An 11797-nucleotide genomic window follows, 5' to 3' on the forward strand; every position below is an offset into this window, starting at 1 on the left:
TTTTATTGATAGTTGAATAAATGCTATTTAAAAAAGGATTTATACCATTATATGGTGAAATATGGATAATGGTTTTGAAAATGAATTTTCAGCCTCATATAAGGTAGGTGTTTCTCATTTGAGTAAATCAATTAAAATGACCGTTTGGTTTTTTACAGCGTATGTGTTATTGACGGCATCTTTAATTAGTATAGTGGTATTTATCGATTTTGATCAAAGTGCTTCACCGATCAAAAATATCGATTCAAATTCTACATTTAAAGAAGAGTTGATGAAATACGAACGCAAAGTTGAAGCCGATGCAAATAAAGAAGCATCACCACCATCATTTAGGGTTTCAGATGAATTTGCTATTGCCGCGGTGACTGGAGGCGCCCTTTTAGATATTATCATCGTTGTTCTATGGGCTAGAAAAGAAAATCAAAAGATGGAAGGGAAAGACATTCATAGCAAAAAAAGATGGCGTGACACTAAACTTTTTTGGAACATAGTCGCGATGGGTGTAGTTCAACCTAAAAATAATAAATACGCCATCAACTGGTTTAACATGATTGGAATCACCATACTTCTACACGTTTTGTTCTATATATTATTTACAAAATATTAGCCTTACTTAAGTGCAAGCTTGTTATGCCTTCAATGGATCGCTAGACCTGTTGCTAGATCTAAAATCGGTGTTCCAGATTTTTTTCGCGTTTTCTGAACTTCTTACGTTAAAACAGCGGTTCTTTTTGGGGAATTGCAGATGGATGGAATTTTGCGGGTTGAAGAGTCGCGGCAAAAACACTCGCCAGTCCCGCGCTGCTGAACACTTTCCGTTTCATCTCTAATTTACGGATGGACGGACATTTAGTTTATTGCCCCAATCCATCGGCTGCCTAATGAAATAAGGAGAATACCTGGCGGGCTCATTTACTGAAGCTTATCCAAAATCCTTTGAAGGTTTTGGCTTTGAATTTTAAATCTTCCGTTTCGTATTCGATAACTTGAGCATGAACGGTATTAGCAAGTAGGCAATCGATACATAAACGATAAAGAAAAGGATAAGAAGCGGCCAACCGGCTTCCATATAAATAAGCAGATAATTGAATACCAGGATAAACGGGATGAAGAATAACATGGTGCTCCAGAAATTCGATTTGCCTGATGCATATTGGACAGTGTGGCAATTTCGGCATTCTTGCTTCCCTTTGAGGCTGAGCTTGAACATATCCTTCCAGTTCCATTGTGAACCGCAATTTTGGCATTGGGCCATGAAATTCATCCTTTCTGCTGAGCAATTAGGTATAAAGTGTAACGGGCTTAACGCAGCCGACTATTCGACCGTTTTGCCGAAGCGTTTGCCTGTGTTCGATAGTTTATACAGGAAAGGTGCGAGTAATAGCACAAGCGGCATGTAAATCAAAAAGCCCAGAATGATCAATGGCCATCCAATTTCGTAATAGTACCGCAGCACGTTCATCGGCGTTAAGAAGCCCATGGAGATGAAAAAGGTGACCCAGAAATTCGACCTGGTGGATATGTATTGCCGTTTCTGGCAATTCGGGCATTCTTTCTTGCCTTTGAAACTGAGCTTCATGACACCTTTCCAGCTCCATTTCGTCCCGCAGTTTTCGCAATGAGGCATCTTCTTGCTCCCTTCATGTGAATTTTTACCTTCGTTCCTTTTTGTATACCCTTGATTTCAGAAGTAATCCAAATTTATGGGAATAAAATAAGGAATCCTGCCCGCCGATTCCAATGTGCAGAATGGCGGGCGGGAAGATAGCGGTGAGCACCGACAGCCTTTTACGATTCGCTGGTGATGCGCTTGTAAATAATGTCGAGCTGTTCCTGGAAGTGGATCAGCTCGTTTTCTTTTTGCTGGTCGTGGAGTTCGCTGAGCGGGCTGGAGATTTGGAACGCAGTGCTTTGCAATCGGTCGAATTCATGGGTCAATTCGCGTTCTTCAATAACGGTTTCCCAGTAATTTGTTTCTCTCACGACTATCGCCAAGAGATGCAAGTTCCCTCCGTGAATCGAGAAGGCAAAGCGCTGTTCCGGGTGGATGGCGTACCATTGGTCATGGACGGTTGTGATGAAATGCTCCAAATCATCATATTCGCTATAGTCGAGTTGCTGGAATGTGCTTTTAGGGTTTCGGGCATTCGATTCCGACATGGCCAAAGCTTCGGTTTCTGCCGATTCTTCCGGTTCCTGGAGAGCGGGCGTTTCGGAATCGCCGAAATTGGCTTTGATGACGAACACTGCAAGTACAGCGAACGATACTAGCGGGATGGCGGTAATGAGTTTCTTCATTTCAGATCCTCCAATACTTGAATCAAATCTACTGTGTCAGCTCTACTATACCATGGAATTTCCACAAAAATCCCATGCATCCAAAACCTAAATAGGGCTTCAGTCAAGCTTATGGTTCGTTGCATAGCTGTTCATCAATATCCCATCTGATTAAAATAAGTCTCTTTGGATGAATCAAGACCTTGCTATTGCATGACAATATTCTTAGAATAAAGGTATAAGTTGTAAATAGGGAGGGTGCGGGGATGAAATTGAATATGGAGCAGCGGCGCATAGTGGAACTGGAGCCGGGCGGGCCGATGTTGGTGAAAGGCGTGGCAGGGTCAGGCAAGACGACGGTGGCGATTCGGCGGATCCATTTCTTGATGGATCATTATTGCCACGAGGAAGATGACCGGATTTTATTGGTGACGTATAACAAGACTTTGCTCAATTACATAAAATTTCAATACGAGCGTTTGGCCGATGCAGCTATGGGCGAGGCGGAGCGGCTGTTTGCGTCGAATGCGGAAGTGAAGATCGCGACGATCGATTCGCTCATGTACGGCCAGTTCATGAAATATTTGCAGCGCACGAATCGCAAGCTCGCCCTGGCGCCGAAGGAAAAGGAATGGTCCATCTTGTTGAAGGCGCTTCATGAAGCGAAAAAGTCCTATCCGGACGTGAAGCTCCTGACGCCTAAAAACCAGAAGTTCCTGAAGGAAGAAGCGGAGTGGATCACGGCGTGCTCGATGACCGACATCGAAACTTATCAGGCGGCGGACCGGATCGGGCGTGCTTCCGGCAATAGCAGCACACCGCAGAAACTGTTGAAGAATTCGCCGACGCGCGAGGCGATTTTCGAAATGGCCCGGCTGTACCGTGAATTGCTCGAAAAAGAGGGGTATGTGTCGTTCAAGCAATTGAACGAATTGGCGCTCGCCGAAGTAAGGCGTTCGAATGGCGGCAAGTACACCCATATCATCATCGACGAAAGCCAGGATTTGACACGCGTCCAGCTGGAATTCCTGAAAGAGCTGTATAAAGAGAAAGACCATTCGTCCTTGATGTTCGTGGCGGACAATACGCAAAGCATCTATCCGGATTCGTGGCTCGGCAAAGGCAGGCCGTATACGACAATCGGCTATGATATGAGCGGAAAATCGCGGACCTTGAGCAAGAATTACCGGACGACGACGGAGATTTCCCAAGCTGCGTTCGATTTGATCGAAGCGGACGAAACGATCCAATCGAACGTCGATTTCGTCAAGCCGGCGCTCATCGACCGGCACGGCCATCCGCCGATTTACCAGTTCTTCATGCAGCCGGAGCAGCAAGTGGCGTTTCTCGCAGAAGAAATCGAACGGCTGCATGGCGATTACCGCTTGTCGGAAATATGTGTCGTTGCCAAAAACAAACGCTCGGTCGACAGCGCTGCCGCTGATTTGGCGAATCTCGGGATTCCTTGCGAAGTCCTGCAGGGCAATGAGCCGAATTTCGAATCGGACAAAGTGAAGCTCGTGACCATGCATTCGATCAAAGGCCTGGAATTCAAAGTGATTTTCCTCATTGACTTGAACCAAGGCGTCATCCCGATGGAGCTTTACGATGACGCGGAAGATCAGAAGACGATCGATTCCGATGAACGCAAGCTGTTGTATGTCGGCATGACGCGGGCGAATGAATTGTTGTATATGTCGTCGGTGAAAAAGCCGTCGAAATTCATCAAGGAAATCGACCGCAAGCATTTGCGCATGCGAAAAGACGCGGCACTCCGCCCCTTCGAGTCCATCAGCATGACCGAATACCGCTTGGCCGATCAATTGGTCGACTTGCATTCGAAAGAGGAATTGACCCGCCAATGGCTCATCCGCGAACTTCATGAGACATACGGCTATCCGCATGAACTCATGCAGCTCGAATACCCGGTCCAGCAGTTCTCGAAAAAAGGCTATTGCGATATTGCTGTGGAAATCTATGCGGATGGGGAAGCACGGCCGTATATCATCGCTGAAGTGAAACGGTTCGGGACGGGCATCGGCGACGCAGTGAATCAGCTGAAAAGTTATTTGGAAGCGGACGGCCGGGCGTTCTACGGCATTGCGACAGATGGATTGTCGGTGAAAATCATCGACCGAAAAGGCGAAGAAGTGCAGGACTTGCCGAAATGCCAGGCGCGCTTTTTGCCGGATACGAAGCAGCGCAGCCTCTACAAGAACTTGAAGAACGGGCGCGATTACGAATACGCCCAGGAGCCAGGCGCAGAGATCGAAGTGCGCGAAGCCGGTGAAGAAGTGTTGCTTCAAGTGCACGAATTGGTGGACGTACCGCTCATTGGAAACGTCGCGGCCGGGATTCCGGCGCTGGCGAATGAGAGTTACGAAACGGCACACAGTTTGCCGCGCGACTGGCTCGTGTCGCCGAAAGACAGTTTTTTATTGACGGTGACAGGCGACAGCATGACAGGTGCCGGCATCGACAAAGGCGATATGGTCGTCGTCCACCAGCAAAACACCGCCTCGAACGGCGACATCGTCATTGCGGTCATCGACGGCGAAGCGACAATGAAAAAATACATGCCGATGGGCAGCGAGATTTTGCTCGTCGCGGAAAATCCCGAATTCGAACCGATTATGATGCGCAGCGAAGACGTCTACATCAACGGGCGGGTCATTGGGGTATTGAAGAAATAAAGTTGAAGGCATTAAAAAAAACAGCCCACGGGCTGTTTTTTTACAGAGTGTTGAATAAGTCCATTAATCAGTTATGAATTAGAATGAGGTCATCTTTTCGACATTGAAAAATCAATGACCTATCTAAGTATTTGGAGAAGCGTTTGCTCGACTCCTGTGGGACTAGCGGGTTTGAGAGACCCCGCAGGTCGCGATAGCGGCTGAGGAGGCTCGATTCCCGCCCCACGGAGTCGTGCGATAAGCTTCGGAAAATACGACTTCTTACCTTTCTCGACAGCCTGAAAAAAAACAGCCCACGGGCTGTTTTTTAAATTTCTTTTTCGAATTCGATGATGGCCGGGAGCATGCCGCTTAAGAAAGTCTTTCGTCCAGCTTCAACTCAGGACACCGTTTCTTCAGCTCGGCGATAAAAGCCTCTTGGTTTTCCGGTGAGATTTTCACTGTCCCAAACATCGTCGTATTGTTGATGAGCTCTAGTGCATCACGCGACGACAACAGGCGGTAGCCGGTGAAAATATCGCGTGTCGGGGCGACTTTCAAAATACTGTTGTAGGGAATCCGGCTTCTGAAAGGGCCGGCTTTCACGACTAAGTGGTTCTCTTTGAAAATATAGTGTATCGCGAAGGTGGTCCACAGGATAAGGGCGGTGGTCACGAAGAAAGTAGACGTGACGATCACGAAAGCTGAAAGCGGCGCGTCATCGAACCACAACGGAATAAACGAAACTGCGGCGATGAATAGAATTGCCGCAAAAAGGATACGGATAAAAAATGAATCGATTTTCGAACGGAAAGTCATAATTGCTCACCTCTATGTATCTATACGGATGAAAGCGCGTAAAGCTTCATCATTTTAACTTCTTTAGATGCAAAATGAACTCCATTCCGAGATAGAGAAATGTGGAACATAAATCAGAGTGTTGAAGAAGTCTATAATTTTCAATAAATGAAAAGAGTGTGAAGCTATTCCACAATTAAAAAACAACGAATTATCTCAGTATTTGGAGAAGCGTTCGCTCGTAAACCCTTCTGCTCAATAATGCTGCGCATTACTTTCGCAAAGATAATGTCTCCCGTAGGTCGACCTTATCTTTCCAGTGGAGCAGCGTAAGCGACGAGACGACCGAGACCCCGCAAGGCGCAAAGCGACTGAGGAGGCTTGGGCGCGAGCCCACGGAGTCGTGCGATAAGCTTCGGAAAATACGAGTTCTTACCTTTCTCGACAAGCTGATAGATAGGCATATATTTTTACCACCGCCTTGTTCCAGGATCAGTAGTTATCTTTACCAGGCTAGGAACAGCGAAAACGACAATCGAAAGTTCATAACGATTAAAATTTCTAAATATTCAGAATAATTAATTGATATTTTAATAAAAAAGGAGTATAATGTGCTTGTGTAAAGTGGCATACATAAGTTACAGGCACGACCAACTAAGTAGGTATATGGCAAAGCGCCCATATTGCACCACCCCCACTCTTAATCCTCAGGCGGCAAACAAGACAACTATTCCTGGATTCTGTGAAGCACGTTTGTCTGATTCGGCTGCCGACCAAAGTTGAGAAAGGAGGAGTGAAGCCCATCAACTATACTTATCATGTTTTCCAGCCTTTCCTGTCTATTTGCCCCTTAGAGGAAATACATCCAGGAAGGTGAAAGCAATGAAAGGTGGCAAAAGAAATTTATTTCTTTTGTGGCTGTCGCTGTTCGTCATTGCCGCTTTTTCAGTGGCGCCCGCCATGGCGCATGATACCGGTGACGACTCTCCTGATCATTCAGTAAGTGCAAGCGAGTGTGAATACAACGAGGCAGGGGACAGGGTGCTTAGTGTAGAAGCATTCCCTCCGGAGCAAGTATCGTCTTTTGCTGAAGAAGATCTGGTGACTTGGGAACCGGTTCTGTATCGTTGGGACGGGGTCCGTTACCATGTGTGGAAACAGTATGAAAGGGCAATTGCATACGCGCATGTCAACACGGATGGTTTCAAGGAAGGACGAAATTTGGGCTGGCGCGATGCCAAAACTGATGAGTCATTCGGTTCCATAGATTTCACCAATCTTCCCGCAGGAGCCTTCCTTGTGATGAATGTCATCACTTGGGAAAGCGATGGGCATGTGCACAGGGAAGTGTCGCCAAGTTGGTGCGGGAACTGAGCGAACCGTCACAACAGTCAGCGTTAAATTGCAAAGTGTTCATGCAAAACATAAAAGGCAGCCTGTCGATTGATGCAGGCTGTCTTTTTAATCAGGAAGGAGAAGCTGATGATGTTAGGTGAACATTTTAAAATGGTTCTTACCGTTGGGGTCCTGATTTTCCTGGCGGGGTGCAACGATTCCGAAACACCTGAGACTCAAGGAACCGAAGCGCCGATGGCTGAAGAAGAGATTCAAGAAAATCCGGCACCTTTGGAATTGGAACTGCCGGCTGTTGAATCGGCGGAAGACGGGGAAGAATTGTCCTCCGCCTTCACTGAAGCTCCTGAAAACGGTGCCATGGAGGATTACCTGGAATCGGCCATTGTGAACGTGCATGAATTTTGGCAAGGCAGGTTGCTCGAGAACGGATACGGCGCCCCGAGCAGCGGCTATTGGTTTGCGAGCCCTGAAGAACAAGGAACCGTCGAGACGGCATGTGGCACAGCAGAAGCACTCGAAAGCTTCTACTGCCCTTTTGATGACCAGATTGTGATCACACAAGAGTTGGCCCAGCAAGTATGGACGGAAGCTGAAGGCCAATTCGCCGGCGATTTTTCCACAGCGCTATTGGTAGCCCATCAATACGCCCATGCGATACAGGAAAATCTGGGCTGGTTCAAAACGGAAGCTCCACAAGAGGGAGAAGCCTATGAACATCTGGTAGAATATGCTGCGCTGGAAAAAAATGCGAGTTGTTTATCGGGAATCTGGGCAAAATCCGTATATAGTGAGGAACTGCTAACAGCGGACACCATCGATCAAGCCATGAATGCCATGAACAGAATCGAAGACGATAAAGCTGGTGGGACCACCGATAACATCGCTCCGGAAGAACGCATCGAAGCATTCAACGCCGGCTATGAAAGCGGTCTGACATCCACTTGCGATTCCTATGCGTTCGATGCCTTTGACCAATCAGGCAACTGATACTGCCGCATAGCGGATCCAGCCAATGAATCGGCTCAACTTATTGTTGCCGATTCATTGGTTTATGGCGAGAGGCGTGCATAAAACCCATCTGCCAGTATCAACAGATGGAAATTCATAACAAACAACTCAAACCATTCAATTTCAATCGTCTCTCGTTGATAAAAATTTGTTTAAGCTTCTCCAGTTCCGTCTATAGGAATAACTGAGGCATTTTCAATCGAGACTAATTGAAGGAGGAATTTTGATGAGCATGCAAAACATCGAACAACAGGATTTGGTGCGCGACGAATACGGCAATTACTACAAAGTGGTCGGCTTACATAAAGAAGAGGAGACGCTGAAGGCGATTGAAATCTCCAATCTGTATTTCGAGACTTCCTTCCAGTATGCGGCAGCTCAAATCACGGATTCCGACAAACCCGTCGGCGTCTTTTTGCAGGAAAAGCTCAATGAATATGTCGCGGACGTCGAAAGCCGCGAACGCCCAGTTTACGGGATCAAAGACTTGATGGTCAATAAAATCGAGGTGTATGCGGTCGATATCACGCAGCCGCACCCGAAGCGCGAAGAAACGGTATGAGCTCACGTGCGCCCCGTCTGGATTCCGACAATCCGGACGGGGCGTTTTGCCGTTTTTTTAACATTTCCTTAACCTTCTGCCATTAGGCTGAAAGAAGACAGCCAGGAGAAGAGGGGGAGGCACATGAAACAGGTCAAGATCGGGATAGGCATCGCCTTGCTTGCGGCAGCGGGCGGGGCGGGCATAGTGCCGCATGAAGCGTTCGCTGCAGATACGGAATACCGTGAGCTGGTCAAATTACCGCAAGGCGTCAAGGCGGGCGAGCTTTCCGTTGTAGATGAGCAGGTCATCGTGGTGCTCGAGAACCAGCTAGGGGCACAGGCGATCGTCAGCTACGCCGCGGACGGCAAGGAATTGTGGCGCAAGGAACTGGACTCAGCGCATTATGCAATCGGCGATCAGGCATTTGTCGTCATTTCCGGAAATGACGTCTCGGTGCATGATGTAGTGGACGGCAAAGAAACCGGATCCTTTGCGCTCGCGGACGGTTTTCGGATGAGCGGATCCGGTGCGGATGTCGCGCTTGAGTCGGGGCATGTGATCATCACCGGCAATCTCGGTGCGCGCTTGCTCGCATATAAACTTGACGGCACCCCGGTTGCGGACGTAACGGGCGGCGATTTGCGGCAAGCTGTGATTTCAAGCGGCCATTTAATGTATTTCGATGGCTCGGTGCTTCACGGCCGCGCACTTTCAGGCGGCAAGGAATGGCAATCGGCCAATGTATTGGAGCCTTATGCAGTGAAAGACGGCATCATCTACTATATTAAAGCGCCAAATGAAGAAGTCGAAGTGCCGACCTTGATCGCGCGTTCGCTTGATGACGAAAAAGTCACGTATGAGAAAGCTTTGCCTGCTGCAGAAGAGGTGCGTCTGGTGGGGACCGACGCGGACGGTGCGATTGTCGAATTCGTGGATTCCGGCGAGTGGGCATTCTTGAACGCCAGAGGAGGCGAACGCATGCGCCAGCCGATCCGGTCGGCTTCGTTCCGTGCGCTTGAGAGCCGTTACCGCCCGGTGGTGACGGAATCCGCACTGAGCCATCAGCAGCAAAGCGATCACCGCTTGCTATTGCTTCAGGAACAGGGAACGAGCGCGTTCGGCAATCCGTATCGTCTCGGCGCCGTGCAAGTGATGGCACCAAACGGCGGATTCAATAAAGTGCTGGAGCATTCCGTTGAAGCGGCGGCCTTGTCTCCGTCTGGCGGGGCAGCGGTACTGGGCGGCGGGAAGTTGAAGTTCTACGATGCACAAGGCAATCAAGTGGCGCAGGAAAACATCCCGCAAGGCAGTGAACTGCTCACGTCCGTTAACGACACGGTGTACGTTTACGGCGGCAGCGGCATTGCGGCGTATAGCGGAGAACCGGAACCGAAAGCGGCGGCGGTGACGAAAATCAGCGGCGATGACCGCTTTGAGACGGCGTCTTTATTGTCGGAAGCGGTATGGGATTCGGCCGAGACGGTGGTGCTGGCGACAGGTGAAGGCTTTGCGGATGCATTAGCCGGTGCGCCACTCGCCTATCAGGAAGGCGGGCCTTTGTTGTTCACGGAAAATGACGGGCTGAACGCGTTTGCCAAAGCGGAAATCGAACGGCTCGGGGCAAGAAATGCCATCATCCTCGGCAGCGCACCGGTTATTTCGGATGCGCAGATGGAGGAATTGGCCTTGATGGGGGTTGAGCCAGAACGCATCGGCGGCGCCAACCGCTATGAGACGGCGGCGCTGGTTTCCGAGCGCATCGATTCGGAAGGGGCGGTCGTGGCGGACGGCGCGACATTCAAGGATGTTTCACTCGCGTCTGTCTTCGCTGCCCAAAACCAATACCCGATTTTGTTGTCACAAGGCAACCGCATGCCGCGTGAGACGACCGAAGCGATGAGGGGGCGCAGCGATATCGTTTTGGCTGCTGACCGGTTGTCAATCCAAGCGCGCACGAAAGAGGAAGATGCAGAGCGCCGCGTTGCGGTTTTGGCCCCGGCATCGAATTTCACCGACGCATTGGCGGCAGCGAATGCTGCCGCCAGGCGTAACGCTTCTTTGTATTTGATTAGCGATGGCGGCTTGACGAAAGAGCTGAAAGAGCAGCTCGAGCGCTATGAATCATTTTTGGTTGTCGATTCGGAAGGCCTGGTCGATGCGGAAATGGCCCGTTCACTCGAAGCGCTTGTTGATTGAGCGCGCTAGGTTATAATGGAAGTACGACAGGAAAGAAAAGGATTTGGCAGGATGAAAAAGCAATTGCTGGCTTGGCTATGGCCGGTCTTATGGATGGTTCTTATATTTGCGTTATCGCATCAGCCGGCCGGGGTGTCGGGCGGCATCAGTTCGGAAATCGTCCGGCAAGTGTTCGAAGCCATCGCCTCATTCGTCCCGGTGGAGTTCGATACGCTTCACACGCTGTTCCGGAAAAGCGCCCATTTCTTCGCGTATCTCGTGCTTGGGCTGCTGTTCGTAAAGGCACTCTTAAAAAGCGGGATGGGCTTGCAGCGCGCGGTTTTTTTGGCGTTCGCCTTGAGCGCGCTTTATGCAGCGTCCGATGAATTCCATCAATTATTCATCCCGGGACGCAGCGGCGAAGTCCGCGACGTCTTGATTGACAGCGCTGGGGCGGCGACAGGATTGGCATTGTACTGGCTTGTCGCAAAGTTCAAATGGCAACACGAGAAAAAGGCCGAAACCAGTTGGTGAGCGGCCTTTTTTGTTTTGTGGAAAATGGGTGTTTTTGGTGGCGGACAACGGGAATAGAACAAGCAGGAGGTGGATATCGATGAAAGACAAGCTGAAAGACAAAGAAGAGAAATTTGCAGTGAGCACGGAATACCGCGAGAACTTAAAACAGACGATCCACGTTTTGCAGGAGCAGGTGGCGATCACCGAACAATTCGAAGACGACAAAGACGTCGACGCCATGAAAGGCAAACTTGGCGATCTTGTGAGAAAGCACGAGGAGCTGGACGAACAATCGCACCGCCTGTCGAAATTATTATTGGATTTGTAAGGAAGATGCCGCAGCGCTTGAAATGAGCGCTTGCGGTATTTTTGTGGAATTAAACAAGTGAAAGTGCTTAGCTTTCTATAAATTATTTCCAAAATATATATACCAAAAGACATTTCCTGCTAA

At 49.1% G+C, this 11797-nt stretch carries 12 protein-coding genes; 8 read left to right on the top strand and 4 right to left on the bottom strand.

Annotation, left to right across the window (positions count from 1 at the left end; genetic code table 11):
• The first annotated feature begins 61 nt into the window (after window positions 1-61).
• Window positions 62-607, top strand: a complete 546-nt coding sequence (locus tag AB9R92_RS13575) for a hypothetical protein (protein WP_370669955.1) — start codon at window positions 62-64, stop codon at window positions 605-607.
• Between the two features lie 351 nt (window positions 608-958).
• Here the strand turns inward: AB9R92_RS13575 and AB9R92_RS13580 are convergent, their stop codons facing one another.
• The 3 genes from AB9R92_RS13580 to AB9R92_RS13590 all read right to left on the bottom strand — a co-directional run bounded on the left by AB9R92_RS13580 (window position 959) and on the right by AB9R92_RS13590 (window position 2298).
• Window positions 959-1264 (bottom strand): TIGR04104 family putative zinc finger protein, encoded by a 306-nt coding sequence (locus AB9R92_RS13580; protein ID WP_370669956.1) that lies wholly within the window; start codon window positions 1262-1264, stop codon window positions 959-961.
• A 51-nt stretch (window positions 1265-1315) separates the two neighbouring features.
• Entirely contained in the window at window positions 1316-1627 is a 312-nt protein-coding gene (locus tag AB9R92_RS13585) for a TIGR04104 family putative zinc finger protein (protein ID WP_370669957.1), read from the bottom strand.
• Between the two features lie 161 nt (window positions 1628-1788).
• Complete coding sequence (locus tag AB9R92_RS13590; protein WP_370669958.1) at window positions 1789-2298, bottom strand: hypothetical protein; 510 nt, start codon at window positions 2296-2298, stop codon at window positions 1789-1791.
• 245 nt (window positions 2299-2543) lie between these two features.
• Here AB9R92_RS13590 and lexA point away from each other — a divergent pair, with 245 nt between their 5' ends.
• On the top strand, window positions 2544-4970 hold the full coding sequence (gene lexA, locus AB9R92_RS13595; protein WP_370669959.1) for a transcriptional repressor LexA: 2427 nt from the start codon (window positions 2544-2546) through the stop codon (window positions 4968-4970).
• Window positions 4971-5321: 351 nt separating this feature from the next.
• Here lexA and AB9R92_RS13600 read toward each other — a convergent pair whose 3' ends face one another.
• Window positions 5322-5768 carry a PH domain-containing protein gene (locus tag AB9R92_RS13600; protein WP_370669960.1) on the bottom strand — a complete coding sequence of 149 codons (447 nt, stop codon included), beginning with the start codon at window positions 5766-5768 and terminating at the stop codon, window positions 5322-5324.
• Between the two features lie 861 nt (window positions 5769-6629).
• Between AB9R92_RS13600 and AB9R92_RS13605 the strand changes: the two genes are divergently transcribed.
• From AB9R92_RS13605 to AB9R92_RS13630, 6 genes are all read left to right on the top strand, one after another.
• The gene (locus AB9R92_RS13605) at window positions 6630-7121 is read left to right on the top strand and encodes a hypothetical protein (protein WP_370669961.1); all 492 of its coding nucleotides are present in this window, start codon (window positions 6630-6632) and stop codon (window positions 7119-7121) included.
• 108 nt (window positions 7122-7229) lie between these two features.
• Entirely contained in the window at window positions 7230-8090 is an 861-nt protein-coding gene (locus AB9R92_RS13610; RefSeq protein WP_370669962.1) for a neutral zinc metallopeptidase, read from the top strand.
• A gap of 247 nt (window positions 8091-8337) precedes the next feature.
• Window positions 8338-8673 carry a hypothetical protein gene (locus tag AB9R92_RS13615; protein ID WP_370669963.1) on the top strand — a complete coding sequence of 112 codons (336 nt, stop codon included), beginning with the start codon at window positions 8338-8340 and terminating at the stop codon, window positions 8671-8673.
• Between the two features lie 123 nt (window positions 8674-8796).
• Window positions 8797-10851 carry a cell wall-binding repeat-containing protein gene (locus tag AB9R92_RS13620; RefSeq protein WP_370669964.1) on the top strand — a complete coding sequence of 685 codons (2055 nt, stop codon included), beginning with the start codon at window positions 8797-8799 and terminating at the stop codon, window positions 10849-10851.
• Window positions 10852-10902: 51 nt separating this feature from the next.
• Window positions 10903-11364 (top strand): VanZ family protein, encoded by a 462-nt coding sequence (locus tag AB9R92_RS13625; RefSeq protein WP_370669965.1) that lies wholly within the window; start codon window positions 10903-10905, stop codon window positions 11362-11364.
• A gap of 79 nt (window positions 11365-11443) precedes the next feature.
• Window positions 11444-11674, top strand: a complete 231-nt coding sequence (locus tag AB9R92_RS13630) for a hypothetical protein (protein WP_370669966.1) — start codon at window positions 11444-11446, stop codon at window positions 11672-11674.
• The last annotated feature ends 123 nt before the right edge of the window (window positions 11675-11797 follow it).

The organism is Planococcus sp. SSTMD024 (assembly GCF_041320495.1).
Lineage (GTDB): Bacteria > Bacillota > Bacilli > Bacillales_A > Planococcaceae > Planococcus.